Consider the following 22212-nt stretch of genomic DNA (forward strand, 5'->3'; position numbering starts at 1 on the left):
ATGGTCAAAATCGTGCTGTGCATGTCGGAATGAAAAAAAGCCCGTCGGCTGAAAACGGGCTTGCATCTGTCTCTCGAACCGCAGAAACGGGACAGCAGGCATTATGCATCAAAGCAAGAATTGGTGATAATTGATATATCAAATATGAGATATCACGAAACCGCATAGTGTTGCTTTCCACTGCGCCGACAACTAGCCCATCTCTCTGCGTGCACGCAAGCCGCACGCAGGACAAGAGGCGGATCATACACGATTTCGCGACTGGCGGCGCACGCGACCAAACTGCGCGGGCCGCCTCGCAGGCCGCCGCGCCGCTCACCAAGGACCCGCCCACCTTGGCAAAGGCACACGATTGCCAACGCCACTAGTGCGAGCCAGCATGCTATCCTTCGGATTCCTGTTATTACCATGAAGTCAATGAACTCCATCAGTCCTGCCGCCGAGCCTGTCGACGCAACCTCCCCTACCCCAGCCGAAAACCCGAATACCGAGATAGTGAAGCTTCCCGAAGCTGCTCCGGAATCGGCTTCCGAAGCGGCTCCCGAAGCGGTGTCCGACTCTGCTGCCGGGTCCGACCCTGTATCCGACACGCAACCGGTCGCAGCCGCCGATGCCCCAGTGGCGGGGCAGCAGCCGGCCAAGCCGAACCCGGGACCGTCCGCGCGCACGCTGCTCAAGCAGTTGCAGCAGCAGTTCCCGGCTTTCCGCGACTGCCTGCCGCTGGCCATCGGGATCGACAAGCAACTCCTTGCGCGCCTGCCTGGCCTGGACCGCAAGACCATGCGCGCCGCGCTGGGCATCCATACCGGCTCGATGCGTTACCTGCGTTCGATGGAAAAAGCCACGGTGCGCTACGACCTCGACGGCGTCGCCGGCGCCGAAGTGACGGACACCCACCGCAGCCATGCCAAGGAACAGCTGCAGGAGCGCTTCAAGAAGGAAGCCGAGCGCAAGAAGGCCGAAAGAGCGGCCGAAGTGGAAGCGGAAGCGGCTCGCCAGCGCCAGGAAAAGCTGCAGCAGCTGGCCTCGAAATTCTCGCGCAACTGAGCCACTGCGCGATGAGTGCATTGAGCCCGGTGCCCGAGGAAGACCTGCCGCCCTACCAGGGCATCGGGCTTGAAGATGTGCGCCTGGTAAAGACGGAACTCGATGCCGCCGAGGCGCTGGCCGCGCTCTCGAACGCCGACGTCATCGGCTTCGACACCGAATCGAAACCCACCTTCGCCAAGGGCGAGGAATCGACCGGGCCGCACCTGGTGCAGCTGGCAACCGACGATACCGCCTGGCTGTTCCAGATCGGATCAAGCCGCGACGGCAGCGCCATCGCGGTGCTGCGCACGATCCTCGAGGCGCCCCATATCGTGAAAGCCGGCTTCGGCCTGGGCGACGACCTGCGGCGCCTGCGCAGTAAACTCGGCATCGAAACGAATAACGTGATCGACCTGTCCACCGCCCTGCGCCGCGGCGAGCGCAATGCGCTGGGCGCGAAAACGGCGGTGGCGCGCTTTTTCGGCCAGCGCCTGCAAAAATCGAAACGCATCACCACCACCAACTGGGCGCAGCCGCGCCTGTCGGAAAAACAGATCCTCTACGCCGCCGACGACGCCCATGTCGCCCTGCGCATCTACCGCCACTGGCGGGCGAACAGCCCGGCACACAGCGCACCCTGACCGGGGCCCGTCATTCAGGCAGCGTCGAGGCTGGCTGCCACCACTTCTCCGGATTCATCACGACCTGCACATAATTGCCGGTGTCGAAGTAGCGCTGCGCGGCGGCCTTGATGTCCTCGACGGTCAGCGCGCCGATCCTGCTGTCCTCGGCCAGCCGCGCGGCGGGATCGGTTTCGGTGAGCAGCGCTCCCTCGAGCAGGGCGGCCCAGGCATTGTTGTCCTTGAGCGAGCGCTGGATCGACTGCATGGCGGTCTGCTGCACCGTCCGCAACTCCAACGCCTGCGGCCCCCTGGTCTTGAGCAGCTCGATTTCGGCGAACAGCACTGCCAGCAGTTGGTCCACCTTGTCCGGGGAGGTCGGCAGCGTTGCCGCCACCTGGTAGTGGCCATATGGAACATGCGTCAGGGTGCCGTTGAGGCCGACGCTGTAGACCAGCGACTTCGCGCGCAGCAGCGCGGTGAGCCGAAGCCTGGCGATCTCGACCAGGGCGCGAAACCGTGTCCGCTCCGCATCCGAATAGGTGGCCGGGCCGGTAAAGTTCAGCGAGATCACGCTCTGGTCCTGCTTTCCGCGCCGCACTTCCTTCTTGATCACTCCCGTAACAGGGCGAATGCCCAGGTCCTTGAAGCCGACTGGAATATCCGCGGCCGGCAGGCTTCCCAGGTAAGTGGCCAGCAGCGGCTTGAACGTGACGACATCGAAATTGCCGACAAAAATGAACGTCATGCCTCGGGCGCTGGAAAACCGTTCCTTGTAGAGCGCAATCGAGCGCTCCAAGGTGAGCTTCCCGAGTACTTCCTGGCTCGGCATTCCGGGTACGAGCGGGTGCCTGTCATACAGTGTCGTGCGAATCGCCTCGTCCAGCACGGCGGCCGGACGCGCCATGGCGTCGCGGGTGCCGTCGAGCTGCTTGTTGATGAAGGACTTGAACAGGTCCTCGTCACGCCGCACGCTGCCAAAGCGCAGGTAGATTGCTTGCAGTAGGGTTTCGAGGTCGGTCGGCGCGGCGCCGCCGGCCACGTGCTCACTGTGCTCACCCATGCGGATGCTCAAGCCCAGGGACTTGCCCGCCAAAATATGGTTCAGCGCCGCAGGTGAATGGGCGCCCCAGCCCATGGCCGATACGACCGCACCCGACAAACGCGCATCGATGGCGTCCTCCGGCTTGTAGAGCGAAGTGCCGCCGAAGCGGGCCGCGCGCATCACGACCTGTTCGTTGCGAAAGTCGGTCTTCTTCAGGATCACCTTGACGCCGTTGGATAAGCTCAGGCGCGTGATGCCCAGCGCCGTGTCCTGCGTTTCAGAAGTGATCGCGCCGCCGGCCGGCGGCGATTCGAGCAGCTTGTCGGCAAACCGTTTTTCCTCACGCGTTGTGACCGGCGCCAGGTCGGCCGCGGCCAGGGCGGCAAGCAGCTCGCGCTTGCCTGGCGCGGGCGCCTCCGGCTTGTCCTTGCCCGTGAAGGTCACAATCCGCGGGGCATTGGCCGGCAGCGCTGTGCGCGCATAGTGCTGGATGTCGGCCAGGGTAATTTCCGGCAGCAGCTGACGTGCGTAGCGGTAATGCTCTTCGGGGCCAGGCGCGGCCTCGTCATGGAGGAAGCTGCCGAGGTAGGTGGCGACAAAGCTGGCCGAATTGATCTTGTCGCGCTCGGCATATTGCAACTCCACGCTGCGCAAGATGTTTTTCCTGGCTGTGTCCAGTTCATCCTGGCTGAAGCCGAGTTCGCGTGCCCGCGCGCTTTCCTGGGTCAATGCAGCGATTGCCGGGACGGCGCCGCCCTTGGCCAGCATCGCCTCGAGCGAATAGGCCTGATAGCCTTTCCCCATGGGCGCGTAGGCGGTCTGCGCACGCAGGAAGGGAGGTTCGGGCAGCTGCGCCAGTTGCGTGAGGCGCTGGTTCAGCATGGCATTGAACAGGTTGCGCACCTGGAATGCGCGATAGTCGCCCACGGTGCGCCGCGCCGGCCGTTCCGCCAGCGGATAGCGCAGGCTCAGGCTGCTGGTGGTCGCTTCCGGGTCGGTGGCGACCATCGCGGCCGTGCTGCCGTGCGGGCGCATCCTTGAATATATACGCGGGCGCGGCGTGGCAGGCATGACCATCTTGCTGAAATGGGTGTCGATCATCTTCTCGGCAAGCGCCGGGTCGATGTCGCCCACCACGATCACCGCCATCAGATCGGGACGGTACCAATCCTTGTAGAAGCGGCGCAGCGCTTCGGGGGGCGCATTCCTGATGATGTCTTCCTGGCCGATCGGCGGCCGCTTGGTATACAGCGACTCGCCCAATCCAAGCCAGTTGGTCGACAGCGAGCGATGCATGCGGTAGGCAGGGCTGTTGCGCAGCCGTGCTTCCTCCAGGATGACGCCGCGCTCGGCGTCGATGGCGCCGGCCTCGAGCGTCATCCCCTGGGCCCAATCGGACAAAACCAGGAAGGCCTTGTCCACCTGCTCCTGCCTGCCTGTCGGGACCGATAACTTGTAGATCGTTTCGTCATGGCCGGTATAAGCGTTCAGGTCGGCTCCCAAGGCGACGCCAATCGACTGCAAGTAGGCGACGAGTTCGTTCTTCTTGAAGTTCGCCGATCCGCTGAAGCCCATGTGTTCGACGAAATGCGCCAGTCCCCGCTGGTCATCGTCTTCGACGATGGAGCCGGCCTTCACGACCAACTGCAATTCCAGCTGCTTTTCCGGCATGGCATTGCGTTTGACGTAATAGCGCAGGCCATTGGCCAGTTTGCCGACCTTCAGCCCGCCTTCGTCGCGAAGCGCTTCGTTCAGGTCGGTGGCCGCATTGGCGCCACCTACACACAACAACAGGACGGCGATCGAACAGCCCTTGCGCAGGACAGGAAATAGCATCGGAAACTTTGCAGAATTGAAGTCGACCGATTCTAAAGCTTTTTAGTTTCTTTTCGTCATTAATTTAATGCGGACGGGATGGGTTATCATCCTGAGCATTAATTATGTGGACTTTGCGTATGCTGTCGCCCGTACTATCCGGTCTGGCCTTAGCCCTGCTTGTGTCCCTGCTCGCCTGCGCGACAGGTTCGAGCGCGGCTCCCGCCCCGGCTCCCGCCTCTGCGCAGCGCGTACCTGATACCCTCGAGCAGCGCCTGGCACCCTGCATCGCCTGCCATGCACCGAAGGCGAGCGCCGGCACCAGCGTCGGCGGCGTGTATTTCCCGCGCATCGCCGGCAAACCGGCCGGCTACCTGTACAACCAGCTCGTCAACTTCCGCGAAGGCCGGCGCGGCTATCCCCTGATGACCTGGATGGTGAACCACCTGCCCGACCCCTACCTGCTCGAAATGGCGCAGTATTTCGCGGCCCAGCATCCGCCGCTGCCCTCCCCTGCGCCCTCGAAGCTGGCGCCGGCGGTGCTGGCGCGCGGCGAGCAACTGGTGCGGCGCGGCGACCCCACATTGAAAGTACCGGCCTGTATCGCCTGCCATGGCCAGCAACTGGCCGGCGTCGCACCCGCCATTCCGGGCCTGCTGAACCTGCCGCGCGATTATGTCAACGCCCAGTTCGGCGCCTGGCGCAACAAGGCAAGGCGCGCCCATGCGCCCGACTGCATGGCGAGCATCGCCGAGCGCCTGGGACCGGGCGACGTCGCGGCGATATCGGGCTGGCTCGCGGCCCAGCCGACGCCGCCCGGCGCGCGGCCCGCCGAGCGTTTGACCGAAGCCTTGCCGATGCCCTGCGGGAGCGCGCCATGAAGCGCCGCGCCCTCTACCTGCTGCTCGCCGTCCTGGCGGCCCTGGCGCTGGCCGCCGCGCTGGCCTGGCCGCGCGAAGACTTCATTCCCTCCCGTGCGCCAGGCGACCATGCACCGACTGCCGCCAACATCGCACGCGGCGCCTATCTGGCCCGCGCCGGCGACTGCATGGCCTGCCATACCGCGCGCGGCGGCGTGCCCTATGCCGGCGGACGCGTCCTCGATACGCCGTTCGGGCGCTTCCGTGCGCCGAACATCACGCCCGAAGCCACCACCGGCATCGGCGCCTGGTCGGCCGACGACTTCTGGCGCGCCCTGCACAATGGCAAATCGCGCGACGGGCGCCTGCTGTATCCGGCCTTCCCCTACACCAATTACACGAAAGTCACGCGCGCCGACTCGGACGCCCTGTTCTCCTACTTGCGCAGCCTGCCCCCGGTGCGCCAGGCGAATCTCCCGCACAGCCTGAACTTCCCCTACAACCAGCAAGCCCTGCTGGCCGGCTGGCGCCTGCTGTATTTCAAGCCGGGCGTGCAGGTGACCAGCACCGCGCGCGACGCCGCCTGGAACCGCGGCGCCTACCTGGTCGAAGGCCTGGGACATTGCAGCGCCTGCCACAGCACGCGCAACCGCTTCGGGGCCAGCGAGGGCACGCTCGGCGGCGGCCTGATCGCGAGCCTGGGCTGGTACGCGCCCGCGCTCACCTCGAACGATGAGGCCGGGCTGGGCACGTGGAGTGAGGATCAGGTTGTGCAGTTGCTGGGGACGGGCGTAGCGCCCGGCGCCAGCGTGACCGGGCCGATGGCCGAAGTGGTGGCGCAAAGCCTGCAGCACATGACGAAGGCCGACCTGGCGGCCATGGCGCGCTACCTGAAGTCGCTGCCCGGCACGCCGGCGCCGGCGCGCGAACCCGGTCCGCCACCGCCACGGGAAATCATGCAGGCCGGGGCCAGGCTCTATGGCCAGCACTGCGCCGCCTGCCATGGCGAACGGGGCGAAGGCAAAGGTCCCTACCCCCTGTTGGCGGGGAACCGCGCCCTGACCATGATGGAACCGGTGAACGCGACCCGGGTCGTGCTCAATGGCGGCTACCCGCCGGGAACGCAGGGCAATCCGCGCCCCTACGGCATGCCGCCCTTCAGCCACGTGCTGGACGACGCCCAGGTGGCGAACCTGGTCACTTACCTGCGCGCCAGCTGGGGCAATGCGGCCGCCCCGGTGTCGGCGGTGCAGGTCAACCGCCTTCGTAATGTACCCTTGGACTGAGGTACCCTTTGACTGACTAAACCAGTTCAGCGAAGCCGACGCGGTCGGTGGTGGCGGCGCGCGCGTCCTCGACGCTGATCTTGTGGCTGGACAGCAGGTGCTCGAGCGAGGTGTTCATCGTGTGGCAGCCGGGGTCGCGCCCGCTGTTCATGTGGGCGCGCAGCGAGCCCAGGTCGCCCGCTTCGATCAGGCGCGCCACGTCCGCGCTCGGGGTCAGGCATTCGGTGGCGAGGTAATAGCGGTTGCCTTCGGAAGAAGGCAGCAGCGCCTGGCACAGCACGCCGCGCAGCGCGTGCGCCAGCGCCTGCGCCTGGGCGTCGGAATTGCCGAGCAGGCGCAGCATCTTCTGCAAGCCCATCTCGGTCGAGCGCGCATGCAGCGTGGCCAGCACCAGCGGGCCCGATTCGGCCAGCGCCAGCGCTTCCTGCGCGGTCTGGGCGTCGCGGATTTCGCCGATCACGATCACGTCCGGGCGCTCGCGCAACGCGTCGAGGGCGCCCAGGTAATAACTTTCGACGTCGCCGTCGATGCCCACTTCGCGCTGGGTGATGATGCACTTGCGCTGCGGGATCAGGGTCTCGACCGGGTCTTCGATGGTGATGATGTGGCCCGAGCGGCGCTTGTTGATCTCATCGAGCATCGAGGCGATGGTGGTCGACTTGCCCTGGCAGGTGTCGCCGATGATCAGCACCAGCCCGCTGGTGAGGCGCGCGAACTCCTGCGCATCCTCGCCCAGGCCCAGGCTGGCCAGCGCCAGCGGCTCCTTCGGGAAACGCCGGATCACGCAGCCGAGGCGCTTCTTGCCCTGGAAGGTGAAGCAGTTGGCGCGGATGCGCGCCGTGTGCAGGTCGATCGAGCGGTCGAAGGCGCGGTCGGCGATGCGCTCGGCCCAGTTCGGCTCGATCACCTCGAAGAATTCTTCCAGCTCCTCGCGCGTGATCGGCGAGTCCGTCACCGCGACCAGGCCCTTGGGCTGGCGCAGCATCAGCGGGCTGTTCTGGTGAATGATGACGTCGGAAAACACCAGGCGCGAATTGAGCAGGTGCAGGATCTGCTCGACCAGGGTGCCGAAGACCGGATGGTCTTCGTTTTCGACATACGACAGCGTGGGGATTTGCGAAGACTGGTGGAATTCCATCGGGCGTGGCGGCTCTTAAAGGTGTCGTATAAACAGAGGGTGTCGTTCAGACAATACCGACCATTATAGAACCATGCTCGTCAGAAATTGCAGCTGCTGATAAGAAATTGTTTACCGTTCCAATGCCGCAACAATCCGGTCGCCGAACAGGGTCAGCGCGACACCTGCCACCACCACCAGCGCCCCAAGCATGCGCACCGTCGACACCTTGCGCGCCACCATGTTGACCAGGCCGAAATTGTCGATCGCCATCGACATGATCAACTGCCCGGCGATCACCAGCACCACCAGGTTCAGGAGGCCGATGCGTGGCGCCAGGAACACGGTGCCGAACACAAAGGCCGCGCCGAGCAGGCCGCCGCTCAGTTTCCAGAGCGGCTGGCCGGCCAGGGCGCCGAAAGCCTCGCCCACGCCGCCGCGCGCGAACGCAGCGATGCCGAGCACGACCGTGCCGACCGTGAACGAGATCAGCGCGGCGACCACGGAATTGGCATGCAGGGCGCCGGCCAGCTGGCTGTTGACGGCCGCCTGCACTGAAATGAAGACACCGACGCAAAAGGCCAGGAACAACAGGGCCACATTCATACAATTATCCTTACCGGAGCACCGGAATCAAAAAGGGCAAGATTGTACATCGCGCCGGGCTGCATCCTGGTCGCGTTTGCCTGCATCCTGTCGCAAAAGCGGCGCGTGCGCAGGCGCTTGTCCTTACAGTGATGACATCGATCACCGTGAGGACAACATCATGACCAAAACGCTTTCCACCCGCACTTCCACCTTCGTCCGCCGCACCCTGCTGGCGGCCTGCATCGCCGCCGGCCTGGGCGCCACCGCCGCGCATACCTTCGCCGCACCCTGGTCCTTCGGAGGCGAGCAGGTGCAGGGCAGCGGCCGCATCCTCAAGCAGGAGCGCCAGGTCGGCAATTTCAACGGTCTGTCGCTGGAAGTGCCGGCGCATGTCGAATTGCGCATCGGCCGCACCGAAGGCGTCACCATCGAAGCCGACGACAACCTGCTGCCGCTGCTGGAAACCGTGGTCGAAGACGGCACGCTGGAGATCCGCCCCTCGCGCCGCAACCTGAATTTCCGTTCGAAGTCGATCCGCGTCGTGGTCCATGCCCGCTCGATCGAGCGCCTGGCGCTGGGCGGCTCGGGCAGCATCGCTTCCGATGCGCTGCGCGCACCGCGCCTGCAGGTCGATATCGGCGGCTCCGGCTCGATCGACCTGAAAGGCGTCGACAGCGAGAGCCTGGCGGTGGCGATCGGCGGCAGCGGCGATCTGAAGGCCGGGGGCGGCACGGTGGGCAAGCTGTCGGTGTCGATCGGCGGCTCGGGCGACGTCGACCTCGGCCGCGTGCAGGCCGGCAGCGCCAAGGCTTCGGTGGCCGGTTCCGGCGAAGCGACGGTCTGGGTGCGCGATGCGCTGTCGGTCAGCATCGCCGGTTCGGGCGACGTGAATTATTATGGCGACCCGAAAATCAGCAAGTCGACCATAGGTTCGGGCGACGTGCGCCGCATCGGGGCCTCGCCGCAATAAGGGTGGGCGCGGCCGGCGTAGGCACTCCGTGCCCACGCGGACAGCGGCGCAGCGATAACCTCAATGCCCGTGATGACCCGCCGCTTTCGGCGCCACATACGTCAGCGGCCGCACCTGCGCCTCCACCGTCACGCTGCTGCGCTTTTTCGCGCCGTCCTGCACCACCAGGGTCAGCGGGACGGTCTCGCCGGCCTTCAACTGGCGCTTCAGGTCGAAGATCATGACGTGATAGCCGCCCGACGCCAGGTTGACGCTCTTCCCGGCCGGCAGGTCGATGGTGTCGACCTGGCGCATGCGCATCGTGTTGTTCTCCACCGCCATCTCATGCAGCTCGGCGCGGCCGGCCACCGGCGTGCTGACGCCGACCAGGCGCGCATCCGCCGCCGCCCGCACACTCAGGAACGCCCCGGTGCTCTTTTGCTGGCCCACGGTGGCGCGCACCCAGGGTTCGGTGACCGTCACTTGCGCCAGCGCGCCGGTGGAAAACAGGCCGGCGGCCAGCAGGACAAAGAGGTTGCGCATTATGGTGGACTCGGTGGACTCGATGGACTCGGTGAACTCGAAAGAAGAACGATTATAGCCCCAGGCGGGCGGATGCCATTCAAGCGCCGGCCTTGAAGGTCTCGCGCTCGACCAGCACGGTATCGACGCTGTCGGTCAGCCAGATCTGCGCATCCTGGATCGTGCATTGCAAGAGCATCGAGCGCTTGGCCAGCTTTTCCAGCGCGGCGCTGGCATCGCCCGGAATATTGATAACGGTAAGGTTGCGCGCCCGGTCGACCTTGTTGGCGATGCCCTTCCACCAGATGCTGCTGGTGGCGCTGTAGCTGTAGACGATCACGTGCTCGGCGCGGCCGCAGGCTTTCATGAGGCGCTTCTCGTCGGGCTGGCCGATCTCGATCCAGGTGTGGATGGCGCCGGTCAGGTCTTTCTGCCACAGGTCCGGCTCGTCGGTATCGAACAGGCCCTTGGTAAAGGCCAGCGATTCGCTCGCATGCAGCGCAAAGGCGAGCACGCGGATCATCAGGCGCTCGTCGGTTTCGGACGGATGGCGGGCCAGGGTCAAGCCATGCTCCGCATAATAATTGCGGTCCATGTCCGCGATCTGCAGGTCTGCCTTGTAGATGGTTGCTTTGAGTGCCATTGATGCTTCGATACCTTCGTTTTTATTTGAAAACGACCGTCCGGTCGCCGTTCTGCAAAATGCGGTGTTCCACGAACCACTTGACCGCGCGCGCCAGCACCACGCATTCGACGTCGCGGCCGATCGCCGTCAGCTCGTCGACCGTCATCGCATGGTCGACCCGCTCAACGTCCTGCTCGATGATCGGGCCTTCGTCGAGGTCGCCCGTCACGAAATGCGCCGTCGCGCCGATCAGCTTCACGCCGCGCAGGTGGGCCTGCGCATACGGGCGCGCGCCCTTGAAACTCGGCAGGAAGGAATGGTGGATGTTGATCGCCCTTCCCTCCAGGGCCGCGCACAGCCCTGGCGACAGGATCTGCATGTAGCGCGCCAGCACCACCAGGTCGATCCGGTGCAGGTCGAGCAGCTCGACGATCCGTGCTTCCTGCGCCAGCCTGGCCGCCTCGCTGCCGCCCGCGGCCAATGGCAAGTGGTGAAACGGGATATTGTAACTTGCCGCGAGCTGGTAGAAGTCCATGTGGTTCGAGACGATCGCCGGAATCTCCACCGGCAGCAGGCCGCTGCGGTAGCGAAACAGCAGGTCGTTCAGACAGTGCCCGATCTTCGAGACCATGATCAGGACCCGCGGGCGTGCGCGCGCATCGTGCAGCTGGCCGCGCATGCCGGAGCCTTCACAGAGCGCGGCGAAGGCCCCGCGCAGGTCGGCATCGAGCACGCCCGCGTCTTCCAGCGCGAAGTGAACGCGCATGAAGAACAGGCGCGAATCCGGGTCGCCGAACTGGGCCGAATCGATGATGTTGCAGCCGTGTTCGGCCAGGAAACCGGCAACCCGCAGCACGATGCCGCGCTCGTCGATGCAGGACAGTGTCAGGATGTATTCCGGATGCGTCGTCATGGCGGCCTGCGTTTAATGGGGGCTCGGCCATTGTCGCATGCGGCTTGCGGGAACGGCAGCCCTTGGCGCGCCCGGACGCCGCTTTCGGTATAGTTGTTGTTTCGATCAAACCCATATGGAGCGACCATGACCCAAGGCACCAACGACCAGTTCCTGCTTGCCGCCCGCCCGCTCGGCCTGCCGAAAGACACCGACTGGCAGCGCGCCGCCCCGCCCCTGCAGGACCTGCGCGAGGGCGAAGTGCGCATCAAGCTGCTCTACCTGTCGCTCGACCCGGCCATGCGCGGCTGGATGAACGAAGGAAAATCCTATGTGCGCCCGGTCGCCATCGGCGAAGTCATGCGCGCCGGCGGCGTCGGCATCGTGGTCGAGTCGAAGTCGCCGCGCTTTGCCGTCGGCGAGCATGTGATGGGCGTGATGGGCGTGCAGCGCTACTGGACCGGCGAGGCCGGCGACAAGGGCGCAATGCTGGCCAAAGTCGATCCCGCCATGGCGCCGCTGCCGACCTGGCTCAATGCGCTCGGCATGCCCGGCATGACGGCCTATTTCGGCCTGATCGAGGTGGGGCAGCCGCAGGCCGGGCAGACGGTGGTGGTCTCGGGCGCGGCGGGCGCGGTCGGGATGACGGTCGGCCAGGTCGCGAAACACCTGGGCTGCCGGGTGGTCGGTATCGCCGGCGGCAGCGACAAATGCCGCTTCGTGGTCGAGCAGCTCGGCTTCGACGCCTGCATCGACTACAAGGCGGGACCGGTCCATGCCGGCCTGAAGGAACATTGCCCGCAGGGTGTGGACGTGTATTTCGATAACGTCGGCGGCGACATCCTCGACGCCGTCCTCACGCGCATCAACATGAAGGCGCGCATCGTCATCTGCGGCGCCATCTCGCAGTACAACGCGACCGCGCCGGTAAAAGGGCCGGCCAACTACCTGTCGCTGCTGGTCAACCGCGCGCGCATGGAAGGCATGCTGGTCACCGACTACGCGCCGCGCTATGCTGAAGGCGTGGCGACGCTGGCGCGCTGGATGGCCGAGGGCAGTTTCAAGAGCCACGAACACGTGGTCGAGGGCTTCGAGCAGTTTCCGTCCGCCCTGCTCATGCTTTTCGAGGGCAAGAATCTCGGCAAGCTGGTGTTGAAGCTCGCCGACGCATAAATAAAACTGCGCGCCTATTGAGCGGATCGATAGTGCGCGCTTTCTGCCCGAACTTGAGCCGGCTGGCGGCGTCTATCCCGACGCCCTGTTGAATGCGCACGTCCCGTGCGCGGCCGACTGCCTTCATCCACCGTTCATTTCGAGGAATCCATGCAAGCCTTCCCTCCCAACAGTCCAAGCGGCAGCGGCCACGACGCGCCCCTCGACGCACTCGATCTGCTGCGCCACGATCACGAACGGGTTCGCCTGCTGTTGGGCGAACTCGACGGCCTGCGCGGCATCGAGGACGAAGAAGAACGCCAGGCCGAACTGGTCGACGATATCTGCTACGAGCTGACCGTGCACAGCATGCTCGAGGAAGAGATTTTCTATCCGGCCCTGCGCGCCGCGCTGGGCGAGAACGAGATGCTCGATGAAGCAGAGCTGGACCACGCCGGCACGCGCGAACTGATCACCCAGCTCGAAGTCATGTACCCGGGCGACGAGCATTTCGACGCCACCGTCGCCGTGCTGGCCGAGGAAGTCGGGCACCACGTGGCGATGGAGGAAAGCGAGATCTTCGAGGCGGCGCGCGCCTGCGGCCTCGACCTCGTGCTGCTGGCCAGGCAACTGGCCCTGCGGCGCACCGAGCTCGACGACCTGGGCGCACCCGACGACATCGACGCCCCGGACACGCATGCCGCCCCCCACGAAGGCCGGCGCACGCCGCCGCGCGCGCCGGACTAGGCGCCTGCTGCGCAACCCGGGCCGATTCCGCTACCGGGAGCGGCAAGCTCAGGGAACTATCAAACAGGCGGTCTCTCTAACCGCACGAGCGCAGCAATTCTGCACTTACTTAATCCCTTCACTGCAGGGCAACCAGGAGAGCGACATGGCGACAAGCAAGGAGAGCGGCAAGGGCGCGGGCAGCTCCAGCGGCAGCGCGCAAAAGAGTGGTGGCGGCAGCGGTAGCGGACCGGCCAAACGCGGTTTCGCGGCGATGGATCAGAACCAGCAGCGCGAAATCGCCAGCAAGGGCGGCCAGGCGGCACACCAGAAAGGCACGGCGCATGAATTCGATTCCGAAGAAGCGCGCCGCGCGGGGCAGAAAGGCGGGGAGGCCGTGAGCCGCAACCGCGCACACATGGCCGACATCGGCCGCAAGGGCGGGGAAAGCCGGCAGTCGGCGAGCCGGGCGGCGGCAGCGGCCGGTGGCGCTGCAGGCGCCTCCAGCGCGGCCAAGGGCGGCAGCCGCCAGGGGAGCAAGGAAGGCTGACAGGCAAGCACGCGCATCGATGTCCGGTGCGCCCTGCCGGCGCGGGCCGCATGGATTGCTTGCGGCCCGCGCCGGTTTTCATACCGACTGCAAGGACAAGGGCGCTGTGATACATTCGCGCCCCTATGCAAGAACTTCGCTACCTCACCTCCTATCCCGAAGGCCTGCGCCAGCAGGCCGCCAGCCTGCTGGCCGACGGACGCCTGGGCGCCGTGCTGCGCTCGCGCTATCCGCGCGCCCACGGCCTGCGCACCGACCGTGCGCTCTACGACTACGTGCAGGAACTCAAGCTCGATTACCTGCGCAACGCCGATCCGGTCGCCAAGGTGGCCTACGACAGCAAGATCCACGTGGTCCAGCATGCGCTCGGCCTGCACACCTCGATTTCCCGCGTCCAGGGCAACAAGCTCAAGGCCAAGCATGAGATCCGGATCGCCAGCGTGTTCCGCGACACGCCCATCGAATTCCTGCGCATGATCGCGGTCCACGAACTGGCGCACCTGAAGGAAAAACAGCACGACAAGGCTTTCTACAAGCTGTGCTGCTGGATGGAACCGCTGTACCACCAGTTCGAATTCGACCTGCGCCTGTATCTCACCCATATGGAACATGGCGGCGAGAGGCTCTGGCTGGCCGATGCCTGAGTCGCAATAGACGTTGCCGCTTCACAACGCCGAAAGCCGGCAAATCGTTTCCATAAGTAAATATATTCGACTTTCGACAGGGCGTTCGCTACAGTCGCTAGCGTAATGTAACTGCCCCGCATCGCATCCCTGGTGCGCGGCGCGCACGCCGACGGACGAAAGCCACGAATGTATCCCACCCATCCCATCCCACGTTTCCTGCCCGGCGCCTTGTGCAGCGGCTGCATCCTGTTTTCCCTGGGCGCGGCCGCCCATGCCGAGCAGGCCACTCCCGGCTGGACCTTCTCGGGTTTCGGTACCGTCGGCGTGGTGCACTCGAACGGCAGCGACGCGGACTTCGCCGGCTCGGCACTGAAGGCCGCGGGCGCCGGCCGCAGCGGCGCCTGGAGCCGTCACGTCGACAGCACGCTCGGCGCCCAGCTCGACCTGCGCCTGAGCGGGCGCTGGTCGGCGGTGGTGCAGGTGGTCAGCGAACAGCGGCTCGACCGCAGTTACGCGCCGCGCGTCGAATGGGCCAACATCAAATACCAGGCGACCCCGGAACTGGCGCTGCGCCTGGGACGCATCGCGCTTCCGATGTTCGTCGCCGCCGACTACCGCAAGGTGGGCTATGCCTATCCCTGGGCGCGCATGCCGCTCGAAGTGTACGGCGCGCTCCCGATCAGTAACAGCGATGGCGCCGACCTGACCTGGCACTGGGAAGGCGAGCAGCTGCGCAGCACCACCCAGGCCTTCTACGGCTACACCGACACCCCGCTGACGGACGGCGCGCGCCTGCGTGGCAATGCCATTACCGGCCTGTCGCACACGGTCGAGCGCGGCGCCTTCACGGCGCGCGCGTCCGTGCTCAGCACGCGCGTGACGCTGACACTGTTTCCCGAGCTGTTCGGGGCCCTGAATGCCTTCGGGCCGCAGGGACGCGAGATCGCGGGCCGCCTGGCGGTTCAGGACAAGCGCGCCACGGCGGCGAGCATCGGCCTGGGTTATGACCCGGGGCAATGGTTCGTGACGGGCGAAGCCGGCCACACGCGTACCAGGTCCTACCTCGGCAGCACCAAGTCGATGTATGCCAGCACCGGTTACCGCCACGGCGACTTCACGCCCTATGCCGCGTATGCCCGCGTGTGGGGAGAATTGCCCGAGGGCGTGAACACGCTGGCGCTGGCCGGCCTGCCGCCGGCCCACCCGGCCGCCGTCGCCGGCGCCATGCTCAATGCGGGCGTGGCCGGCCTGCTGCGCACGGTGCCCTCGCAGTCGACCCTGACCGCCGGCCTGCGCTGGGATGTGGCGGCGAACATCGCGCTCAAGCTGCAGCACGAGCGCGTCACCGCGCGCAGCGGCTCGCGCGGCATGCTGATCAACTCGGCGCCGGGCTTCCAGTCCGGGCGGACGGTGCAGGTCAGCAGCATCCTTGTCGACTTCGTTTACTGAGCGCGGCATGGACAAACGCATTTTGCAGGCATTCACCGCCGCCCTTGCCACCGCGCTGCTCCTGTGCAGCGCCGGCGCGCAGGCGCGCGAGCTGGTCGTCATCGTTTCCGCACGCAGCCAGGTCGAGGCCATGCGCCCCGACCAGGTGGCGGCCATCTTCCTCGGCCAGTCGGCACGCCTGCCGGACGGCACGGTCGGCACGCCGATCGACCAGCCGATCGGGTCCAGCCAGCGCGACGGGTTCTACCAGCGCGTGACCGGCAAGACGCCGGCCCTGTTGCGGGCCTGGTGGTCGAAAATGGTGTTTACCGGACGCGGCCAGCCGCCGCGCGAACTAGCCGGCAACGCCGCCGTGCGCCAGGCCGTGGCCAATGCGCCGGGCACGATCGGCTACATCGACCGCGAGGCGGTCGACCCCAGCGTGCGCCAGGTCCTGCTGGTGAACTGAGGAGGAAACGCATGAAATCCGCTCCAGCTGCAGCTCCATCCCCTGGCGAACGGCAATCGCCGCGCTCGCACCGCTCCAGCTTCGCGCGCGTGCTTGGCCGCGGCCTCGACACCCACATCTCGCTGCCGCTGTTCGCGGTCGTGCTGATCATCGGCATCTGGACCCTGACGCTGCAGTTCGTCGAAGACCACCATCTTGCGGCCGGCACGGCCGCGCGCGCCGCGGCCAGGGAGCGCATCGACACCTACGAGGCGCAGATGGCGCGCAGCCTGAACGGCATCGACCAGACTCTCAAGGTGCTCAAGTATGCGGTCGAACTGGAAGGCCCGGACGGTGCCCTGCCCGCCCTGCGCCGCCAAGACCTGCTGCCGCCAGGCCTGGTGTTCGTGGTGGCGATCGCCAATACCAGCGGGCGCATCGTCGCCAGCAATCCGGGCGGACCCGCGCTGGACGTCTCGAACGCCGCCTATTTCCTTTACCACCGCGACAACAACCTCGGCCTGCCTTTCGTCGGCGCCACCCTGGCCGATGCCGCGAAACCCGAGCCGCACCTGCACTTCACCCGCCGCATCAACGATGGCGCCGGCCGCTTCGCGGGCATCGCCATCGTCGAGGCCGATCCCACCTATTTCACCAGCGCCTACGAGAGCGCGCGCGACGGCCAGCACGGCCTGCTGGGTCTGGCCGGTACCGATGGCGTGATGCGCGCCATGCGCGTCGGCGACCAGGTCAGCTGGGGCCAGCGCATCAGGCTCGACGAGGCGCCGGACGGCAGCATCGCCATCCACAGGGGGCCGGACGGCGTCAAGCGCTACACCAGCATCAAGCGCCTGCACGGCTTCCCGCTGGCGATCGTGGCCGGCCTGTCGCAACCGGAACAGTTCGCGCCGTACGAGGAAACGCGGCGTACCTGGCTGGCGGTGGCCGGCGGCGCCACCGCGCTGCTGGTGGTGGTGGTGTCGCTCGTCTCGATCTGGTCCTGGCAACTGGCGCGGGTGCGCCGCCGCGCGCGCCGCGCCCAGGAAACCTATGCCGCCGCCTCCGAAGGCAGCCTCGACGCATTCTTCGTGCTGCGCACCGTGCGCGGGCCAGGCGGCGAGGTCGAGGACTTCCTGGTCGAGGCCACCAATTCGCGCGCCGAGGCCATCATCGCCATGCCGCGCGCGAAGATGCAGGGCATGCGCGTGAGCGAGATGCTGCCGCATTACCGCGACAACGGGATTTTCGCGGACATCGCGCTGGTGGCCACCGACGGCCGGCCGCGCGAAGGCGAATGGCAGACGACCGAGCGCCGCGCCAGCGGGCGCTGGCTGCACCGCCAGGTGGTGGCCGTGGAAGACGGCGTGGTGGCGATCGTGCGCGACATCACCGAGCGCAAGCAGGTCGAAGCGCGCATCATCCACATGGCCCACCATGACGAACTGACCGGCCTGCCGAACCGCACGCTGATGCAGGACCGCATCGAGCAGGCGATCCAGAATGCGCAGCGCCACGGCGACTCGGTGGCGCTGGCCTTCATCGACCTCGACGGCTTCAAGCTCGTCAACGACGGGCTCGGCCACAAGGCCGGCGACGAACTGCTGAAAATCGTCAGCAAGCGCATGGGCGGCTGCCTGCGCCGCAACGACACGCTGGCGCGCTTCGGCGGCGACGAATTCGTGATCCTGCTGCCCGACCAGGGCCGGGTCCGGGAAAACGGCGCTGCGGCCCTGGCGCCGCTGCTGGAAAAAATCCGCATCGCCGTCACCGAGCCGATCGAAGTGGCCGGCCAGGTGGTGCAGGTCAGCTGCAGCATGGGCGTGGTGAGCTACCCGCACGACGGCCTCGATGCGAACGCCCTCCTGATGAACGCCGACGCGGCCATGTACCGCGCCAAGGACCTGGGCAGCAACAACTTCCAGTTCTACACGCGCGAAATGAACGCCAGCGTCGAGGAAAAGCTGGTGCTGCTCGACGGCTTGCGCAATGCCGTGCAGGCCACCGTCGAAGGCAGGAACGGCAGCCCCGCCGGCAGTTTCCGCCTGCTCTACCAGCCGAAGGTCGACCTGCGCGACGGCAGCATCTTCGGCGTCGAGGCGCTGATCCGCTGGCAGCACCCGGAGCACGGCATGGTGCCGCCGCAGCGCTTCATCGGCCTGGCCGAGGAAAGCGGCCTGATCGTCGAAATCGGCGACTGGGTGGTGCGCGAAGCCTGCCGCCAGGCCCAGGCCTGGATCGACGCCGGCCTGCCGCCGGTGACGATGTCGGTGAATGTCTCGGCGCGCCAGTTCGAGGAAGCGCGGCTGGTGGAACGGGTCGCCGCGGCGCTCGAGGAAAGCGGCCTGCAAGCGGAAATGCTGGAACTCGAAGTGACCGAAAGCCTGATCATGCGCGACCTGCAAAAGTCGATCGCCAAGATGCGCGAACTGAAAGCGATGGGCGTGTCGCTGTCGATCGACGATTTCGGCACCGGTTATTCGAGCCTGTCGTCGCTGAAGACCTTCCCGATCAGCCGCCTGAAGATCGACAAGAGTTTTGTCAGCGAGCTGGCCGACAATCCGGACGACCAGGCCATCGCGATGGCCGTGATTTCGCTCGGCCACAAGCTGAACCTGCGCGTCATCGCCGAAGGTGTCGAGACCGAACAGCAGCGCGCCTTCTTGCACGCCAACGAGTGCGACGAGATGCAGGGCTACCTGTTCAGCCGTCCGGTGGCGGCCGACGAGATCGAGGCGATGTTCGACCGCCAGATGGCGGGATTGGCGGCGCTTGCCGCGCCGAAGCTCATCAAAGGGAGCGCCCTGCCCGACGAGGTCGCGCTCGCGTAATCAGCGAACGCCGGCCGCCTCGCGCAGGCGCTTGACCAGCGCCGCCGCATCGGCATCGACATTCATCAGGCCCGCGTGCGCGGGCCGCACGAAGCCTTCTTCCTGCTGGTGGCGCACGAAGCCGATCAGGCCGTCGTAGAAGCCGTCGGTATTGAGCAGCCCGATCGGCTTGGCATGGATGCCGAGCTGGGCCCAGGTCAGCATCTCGAACAGTTCTTCCAGCGTCCCCATGCCGCCGGCCATGGCGATGAAGCCGTCGGACAGCTCGGCCATCATCGCCTTGCGCTCGTGCATGTCCTTGACCACGAACAGCCGCGTCAGCCCGGCATGGCCGACTTCGCGCTCGACCAGGGCGCGCGGGATGACGCCGGTGGCCTCCCCGCCCAGGCGCAGTACTTCGTCGGCGATCACGCCCATCAGGCCGACCCGGCCGCCCCCGTAGACCAGCGCGATGTTGTGCTCGACCAGCGAGCGCGCCAGTGCGCGCGCCGCTTCGGCGTAGAGGGGACGGGCGCCGTCGGAGGCGCCGCAATACACGGCAATCGATTTCATGGGTGTTTTCCGCAGGATTAAATAAGGTCGCGGCCGTCGTCCGCCAGCTTCTTGAGATACTCCTCCGAGAGCTTTTCGAACAGCAGCCGGGTGTCGCCGCGCAAATACGGTCCGAGCATCGACAGCACCTGGTAGCAGCCGCGCGCGAGCGCATCGGCGATCGCCTGCTGCTCGCTGTACTTGCGCGGGTTGCGCACGTACTCGTAGGACAGCCAGTAGGTCGCCACCACCACCATGTTGGTGGCCATGGCGCCGATCTGCTGGTCGCCCGCTTCCAGCGAGTTTTCGCTGCGCAGGTCTTCGCAGAGCTGGCGCGCGACCTTGATCTTGTGGGCCAGGATGGCCTTGAAGTGCAGCTCGAGCTTGCGGTTGCGCGACAACAGGTCGTTCAGGTCGCGGTAGAAGAAGCGGTAGCGCCAGATCAGTTCGAACATCAGGTGCAGGTAGAGCCACACGTCTTCCATGTTCGAGCGCCGCCCGGCCGGGACCGTGAGGATGCGCTCGATCTCGGCCTCGAACTGCACGAAGATCGAGTTGACGATGTCGTCCTTGTTGCGGAAATGGTAGTACAGGTTGCCGGGCGAGATATTCATCTCCTCGGCAATGACGGTCGTCGTGATGTTCGGCTCGCCGAACTCGTTGAACAGCCTGAGCGAGAGCTCGAGGATGCGTTCACGGGTACGGCGTGGAGCTTTTTGTAGCATGGAAGATGGCATGGTTGGTATCGCCCGCAAGCATATCATCGAAGCAGCCGCCGCCGGCAGTGGCGGCGGGGCTTATTCGCTGTCCGGCGCGCCGCGGGCGGCAAGCCCGGCGACAATGCGTTCGAGCTCGTCGACGCGGCTGCGCAGGGCGTCGAGCTCGCCGGGGGCCGGCACCCCGATCGTCGCCAACGCGCGCGCCACGCGCTCCTCGAACACCTGTTCCAGCTTGCCCCAGGAAGCGCCTGCCACGCGCCGGCCGTCGCGCTCGGCCTTGCGCGTCACCGTGGCGGTGGCTTCCTCGACCTGGCGCGCGCGTTTTTGCAGCTCGCTACCGTCGCGCACCAGGCGTGTGAAGGCGCGTCCACCCTCGCGGCCGCCTTCCTGCTGGGCCTTGGCGAAGGCGCCCAGGCCGGCCTGCCAGATTTGCTGGGCCGAGCTGCGCACGGCGCGCGACAGCTCTTCCTCTTCCTGCTGGAGTTCCTCGAGATGCTTGCTCATTGCGTCCTCATGCGAATAGCGTATCCGGGATTTTACCGCGCCGCGCGTTCGCGTTGCCGTGCGAAAGCATCATGCAGGGCCGCCAGCAGCGTGGCGCCGCGCCAGGGCTTGGCATGGAAACGGTCGGCGGCGCCGCTGGCGAGCGCCGCCGCGATGTCGGTGTCGCCCCCGTTGCCGGAAAGCAGGATGCGGAAGGTGGACGGATGGCGCCGGCGCACCTGTTCCAGCAGTTCGGCGCCGCTCGATGCCGGCATGAAATGGTCGCTGAGGATCACGTTGACCGGTTCGCGCGCGAGCACGGCCAGCGCTTCGTCGGCACAACTGGCCGTCAGCACGCGCCAGCCCTGCCCGGCCACGGTCTCGGCCAGCAGCTCGCGCATGAAGGCGTCGTCGTCCACCAGCAGCAGCGCCGGGGCCGGCGCCGCTGCCGGCAAGGCATCCAGCGCCGCCAGCTCGGCCATCACGGCGTCGAGCACGCCCGCATTGCAGCCCAGCGCCACGTGGCCGACGCCGCCGAATTCCAGGTTGAGCGCGCCCGGCAGGTGGCTCGAGGTCTGCGGCGAGACGATGTTGTCGTGGTGGGTATAGATGGAAGTGACCAGGGCGCGCGTGGCGGCATCTTCGCTGCTGCCGAGTTCCTGCAGCCAGCTGCTGGCCACGCCGCGTTCGCAGCGCATCTGGACCACGTTCCGGCCGCGTCCGAATTTCGCCATGCCGGTGCCATGGTGGGGCGAGCCGAGAGTGACGACGCGCGCCACCCGCCCCGTCCCGTGGGCGCGCATCCAGGCCCGTACCACCAGACCGCCCATGCTGTGGGCGACCAGCGCGACGCGCTCGGCGCCGGTCCGGCGGCACAGCTCTTCGACCGCGTCCTGCAGCAGCGGCACATAGCCGTCGATGTCGCCCAGCACCGGCTCGAGGTCGACACTGGCATGGCTGATGCCGGCGCGCTCCAGACGCGGGATCAGGTAGGACCAGTAGCCGCTGTTGCAGCCGTAGCCGTGCACCAGCAGCACGGGCACGTGACCGGTGTCGTGGACGCGCATGCAGGCCGTGGCGCGCGGCATGAACCAGGAGGTATGCAGCATGCTCGACTTGAATTCCTCGCCCAGCATGCGCAGCCGCGCAGGGACACCGAGATGAAATTCGGGCGGCGTCGGACTGGCGAAGCAGGCACTGACCAGGAAATTGTTCATGTTGATCGCCAGGCGTACCATCACCACGCTGCCCAGCCCCAGCGCCAGCGCGGCCCAGGGCGAGGCGCCGAACCAGCGCCAGCTTGCCAGGCCAATGGCCGCGCCCGCCAGCGCCTGCAGCAGCAGCAGGCGCCGCAGCATCCTGCGCGCGCTCAC

General features: G+C 66.4%; 22 protein-coding genes. 12 read left to right on the plus strand and 10 right to left on the minus strand.

The window, feature by feature from the left end; genetic code table 11:
- The first annotated feature begins 618 nt into the window (after window positions 1-618).
- A complete protein-coding gene (locus AC56KZ_RS03465; protein WP_497161209.1) occupies window positions 619-1047 on the plus strand; it encodes a ProQ/FINO family protein in 429 nt (142 codons plus the stop codon).
- A gap of 11 nt (window positions 1048-1058) precedes the next feature.
- A complete protein-coding gene (locus AC56KZ_RS03470) occupies window positions 1059-1670 on the plus strand; it encodes a 3'-5' exonuclease (protein WP_497160726.1) in 612 nt (203 codons plus the stop codon).
- Window positions 1671-1680: 10 nt separating this feature from the next.
- Here AC56KZ_RS03470 and AC56KZ_RS03475 read toward each other — a convergent pair whose 3' ends face one another.
- Window positions 1681-4530, minus strand: coding sequence for a M16 family metallopeptidase (locus AC56KZ_RS03475; protein ID WP_497160727.1), 2850 nt, complete (start codon window positions 4528-4530; stop codon window positions 1681-1683).
- Between the two features lie 119 nt (window positions 4531-4649).
- Here AC56KZ_RS03475 and AC56KZ_RS03480 point away from each other — a divergent pair, with 119 nt between their 5' ends.
- Window positions 4650-5390, plus strand: a complete 741-nt coding sequence (locus tag AC56KZ_RS03480) for a c-type cytochrome (RefSeq protein WP_497160728.1) — start codon at window positions 4650-4652, stop codon at window positions 5388-5390.
- Complete coding sequence (locus AC56KZ_RS03485) at window positions 5387-6655, plus strand: c-type cytochrome (RefSeq protein ID WP_497160729.1); 1269 nt, start codon at window positions 5387-5389, stop codon at window positions 6653-6655. The genes AC56KZ_RS03480 and AC56KZ_RS03485 overlap by 4 nt, the downstream gene beginning before the upstream one ends.
- Before the next feature lie 16 nt (window positions 6656-6671).
- Here AC56KZ_RS03485 and AC56KZ_RS03490 read toward each other — a convergent pair whose 3' ends face one another.
- Both AC56KZ_RS03490 and AC56KZ_RS03495 read right to left on the minus strand, forming a co-directional pair.
- Entirely contained in the window at window positions 6672-7793 is a 1122-nt protein-coding gene (locus AC56KZ_RS03490) for a type IV pilus twitching motility protein PilT (RefSeq protein WP_497160730.1), read from the minus strand.
- A gap of 111 nt (window positions 7794-7904) precedes the next feature.
- Window positions 7905-8378 carry a DMT family transporter gene (locus AC56KZ_RS03495; protein ID WP_497160731.1) on the minus strand — a complete coding sequence of 158 codons (474 nt, stop codon included), beginning with the start codon at window positions 8376-8378 and terminating at the stop codon, window positions 7905-7907.
- 160 nt (window positions 8379-8538) lie between these two features.
- On the opposite strand from AC56KZ_RS03495, the gene AC56KZ_RS03500 reads away from it, so the two are divergent.
- Window positions 8539-9330 (plus strand): head GIN domain-containing protein, encoded by a 792-nt coding sequence (locus AC56KZ_RS03500; RefSeq protein ID WP_497160732.1) that lies wholly within the window; start codon window positions 8539-8541, stop codon window positions 9328-9330.
- Window positions 9331-9390: 60 nt separating this feature from the next.
- On the opposite strand, the gene AC56KZ_RS03505 is transcribed toward AC56KZ_RS03500, so the two are convergent.
- The 3 genes from AC56KZ_RS03505 to purU all read right to left on the minus strand — a co-directional run bounded on the left by AC56KZ_RS03505 (window position 9391) and on the right by purU (window position 11369).
- On the minus strand, window positions 9391-9852 hold the full coding sequence (locus AC56KZ_RS03505) for a copper chaperone PCu(A)C (protein ID WP_497160733.1): 462 nt from the start codon (window positions 9850-9852) through the stop codon (window positions 9391-9393).
- A gap of 79 nt (window positions 9853-9931) precedes the next feature.
- Complete coding sequence (locus AC56KZ_RS03510) at window positions 9932-10474, minus strand: YaeQ family protein (RefSeq protein WP_497160734.1); 543 nt, start codon at window positions 10472-10474, stop codon at window positions 9932-9934.
- A gap of 22 nt (window positions 10475-10496) precedes the next feature.
- Window positions 10497-11369, minus strand: a complete 873-nt coding sequence (gene purU / locus AC56KZ_RS03515; RefSeq protein ID WP_497160735.1) for a formyltetrahydrofolate deformylase — start codon at window positions 11367-11369, stop codon at window positions 10497-10499.
- 126 nt (window positions 11370-11495) lie between these two features.
- Between purU and AC56KZ_RS03520 the strand changes: the two genes are divergently transcribed.
- The 7 genes from AC56KZ_RS03520 to AC56KZ_RS03550 all read left to right on the plus strand — a co-directional run bounded on the left by AC56KZ_RS03520 (window position 11496) and on the right by AC56KZ_RS03550 (window position 19106).
- Window positions 11496-12521, plus strand: coding sequence for an NADP-dependent oxidoreductase (locus tag AC56KZ_RS03520; protein ID WP_497160736.1), 1026 nt, complete (start codon window positions 11496-11498; stop codon window positions 12519-12521).
- A gap of 150 nt (window positions 12522-12671) precedes the next feature.
- Complete coding sequence (locus AC56KZ_RS03525; protein ID WP_497160737.1) at window positions 12672-13247, plus strand: hemerythrin domain-containing protein; 576 nt, start codon at window positions 12672-12674, stop codon at window positions 13245-13247.
- 145 nt (window positions 13248-13392) lie between these two features.
- Window positions 13393-13776: a KGG domain-containing protein gene (locus AC56KZ_RS03530; RefSeq protein WP_497160738.1), complete on the plus strand. Its 384-nt coding sequence runs from the start codon at window positions 13393-13395 to the stop codon at window positions 13774-13776.
- Between the two features lie 125 nt (window positions 13777-13901).
- Window positions 13902-14420 carry a YgjP-like metallopeptidase domain-containing protein gene (locus AC56KZ_RS03535; protein ID WP_497160739.1) on the plus strand — a complete coding sequence of 173 codons (519 nt, stop codon included), beginning with the start codon at window positions 13902-13904 and terminating at the stop codon, window positions 14418-14420.
- Between the two features lie 168 nt (window positions 14421-14588).
- On the plus strand, window positions 14589-15851 hold the full coding sequence (locus tag AC56KZ_RS03540) for a hypothetical protein (RefSeq protein ID WP_497160740.1): 1263 nt from the start codon (window positions 14589-14591) through the stop codon (window positions 15849-15851).
- A gap of 7 nt (window positions 15852-15858) precedes the next feature.
- Window positions 15859-16299, plus strand: coding sequence for a phosphate ABC transporter substrate-binding protein (locus AC56KZ_RS03545; RefSeq protein WP_497160741.1), 441 nt, complete (start codon window positions 15859-15861; stop codon window positions 16297-16299).
- An 11-nt stretch (window positions 16300-16310) separates the two neighbouring features.
- A complete protein-coding gene (locus AC56KZ_RS03550) occupies window positions 16311-19106 on the plus strand; it encodes a bifunctional diguanylate cyclase/phosphodiesterase (protein WP_497160742.1) in 2796 nt (931 codons plus the stop codon).
- On the opposite strand, the gene AC56KZ_RS03555 is transcribed toward AC56KZ_RS03550, so the two are convergent.
- The 4 genes from AC56KZ_RS03555 to AC56KZ_RS03570 all read right to left on the minus strand — a co-directional run bounded on the left by AC56KZ_RS03555 (window position 19107) and on the right by AC56KZ_RS03570 (window position 22212).
- Entirely contained in the window at window positions 19107-19658 is a 552-nt protein-coding gene (locus tag AC56KZ_RS03555; protein ID WP_497160743.1) for an LOG family protein, read from the minus strand.
- Between the two features lie 17 nt (window positions 19659-19675).
- A complete protein-coding gene (locus AC56KZ_RS03560; protein WP_497160744.1) occupies window positions 19676-20362 on the minus strand; it encodes a TetR/AcrR family transcriptional regulator in 687 nt (228 codons plus the stop codon).
- A gap of 72 nt (window positions 20363-20434) precedes the next feature.
- Window positions 20435-20860, minus strand: coding sequence for a phasin family protein (locus tag AC56KZ_RS03565; protein ID WP_497160745.1), 426 nt, complete (start codon window positions 20858-20860; stop codon window positions 20435-20437).
- 32 nt (window positions 20861-20892) lie between these two features.
- Window positions 20893-22212, minus strand: coding sequence for an alpha/beta fold hydrolase (locus AC56KZ_RS03570; RefSeq protein WP_497160746.1), 1320 nt, complete (start codon window positions 22210-22212; stop codon window positions 20893-20895).

This window comes from Telluria sp. LT2P34, from assembly GCF_059685915.1.

Excerpts from the sequence above, each read along its gene's own strand:
- AC56KZ_RS03520 (WP_497160736.1), top strand. The coding sequence starts at position 11,496 with ATGACCCAAGGCACCAACGACCAGTTCCTGCTTGCCGCCCGCCCGCTC.
- AC56KZ_RS03545 (WP_497160741.1), top strand. The coding sequence starts at position 15,859 with ATGGACAAACGCATTTTGCAGGCATTCACCGCCGCCCTTGCCACCGCG.
- AC56KZ_RS03560 (WP_497160744.1), bottom strand. The coding sequence starts at position 20,362 with ATGCTACAAAAAGCTCCACGCCGTACCCGTGAACGCATCCTCGAGCTC.
- AC56KZ_RS03495 (WP_497160731.1), bottom strand. The coding sequence starts at position 8,378 with ATGAATGTGGCCCTGTTGTTCCTGGCCTTTTGCGTCGGTGTCTTCATT.
- AC56KZ_RS03510 (WP_497160734.1), bottom strand. The coding sequence starts at position 10,474 with ATGGCACTCAAAGCAACCATCTACAAGGCAGACCTGCAGATCGCGGAC.
- AC56KZ_RS03485 (WP_497160729.1), top strand. The coding sequence starts at position 5,387 with ATGAAGCGCCGCGCCCTCTACCTGCTGCTCGCCGTCCTGGCGGCCCTG.
- AC56KZ_RS03490 (WP_497160730.1), bottom strand. The coding sequence starts at position 7,793 with ATGGAATTCCACCAGTCTTCGCAAATCCCCACGCTGTCGTATGTCGAA.
- AC56KZ_RS03500 (WP_497160732.1), top strand. The coding sequence starts at position 8,539 with ATGACCAAAACGCTTTCCACCCGCACTTCCACCTTCGTCCGCCGCACC.
- AC56KZ_RS03565 (WP_497160745.1), bottom strand. The coding sequence starts at position 20,860 with ATGAGCAAGCATCTCGAGGAACTCCAGCAGGAAGAGGAAGAGCTGTCG.
- AC56KZ_RS03530 (WP_497160738.1), top strand. The coding sequence starts at position 13,393 with ATGGCGACAAGCAAGGAGAGCGGCAAGGGCGCGGGCAGCTCCAGCGGC.
- purU (WP_497160735.1), bottom strand. The coding sequence starts at position 11,369 with ATGACGACGCATCCGGAATACATCCTGACACTGTCCTGCATCGACGAG.
- AC56KZ_RS03525 (WP_497160737.1), top strand. The coding sequence starts at position 12,672 with ATGCAAGCCTTCCCTCCCAACAGTCCAAGCGGCAGCGGCCACGACGCG.
- AC56KZ_RS03475 (WP_497160727.1), bottom strand. The coding sequence starts at position 4,530 with ATGCTATTTCCTGTCCTGCGCAAGGGCTGTTCGATCGCCGTCCTGTTG.
- AC56KZ_RS03550 (WP_497160742.1), top strand. The coding sequence starts at position 16,311 with ATGAAATCCGCTCCAGCTGCAGCTCCATCCCCTGGCGAACGGCAATCG.
- AC56KZ_RS03540 (WP_497160740.1), top strand. The coding sequence starts at position 14,589 with ATGTATCCCACCCATCCCATCCCACGTTTCCTGCCCGGCGCCTTGTGC.
- AC56KZ_RS03470 (WP_497160726.1), top strand. The coding sequence starts at position 1,059 with ATGAGTGCATTGAGCCCGGTGCCCGAGGAAGACCTGCCGCCCTACCAG.
- AC56KZ_RS03480 (WP_497160728.1), top strand. The coding sequence starts at position 4,650 with ATGCTGTCGCCCGTACTATCCGGTCTGGCCTTAGCCCTGCTTGTGTCC.
- AC56KZ_RS03505 (WP_497160733.1), bottom strand. The coding sequence starts at position 9,852 with ATGCGCAACCTCTTTGTCCTGCTGGCCGCCGGCCTGTTTTCCACCGGC.
- AC56KZ_RS03555 (WP_497160743.1), bottom strand. The coding sequence starts at position 19,658 with ATGAAATCGATTGCCGTGTATTGCGGCGCCTCCGACGGCGCCCGTCCC.
- AC56KZ_RS03535 (WP_497160739.1), top strand. The coding sequence starts at position 13,902 with ATGCAAGAACTTCGCTACCTCACCTCCTATCCCGAAGGCCTGCGCCAG.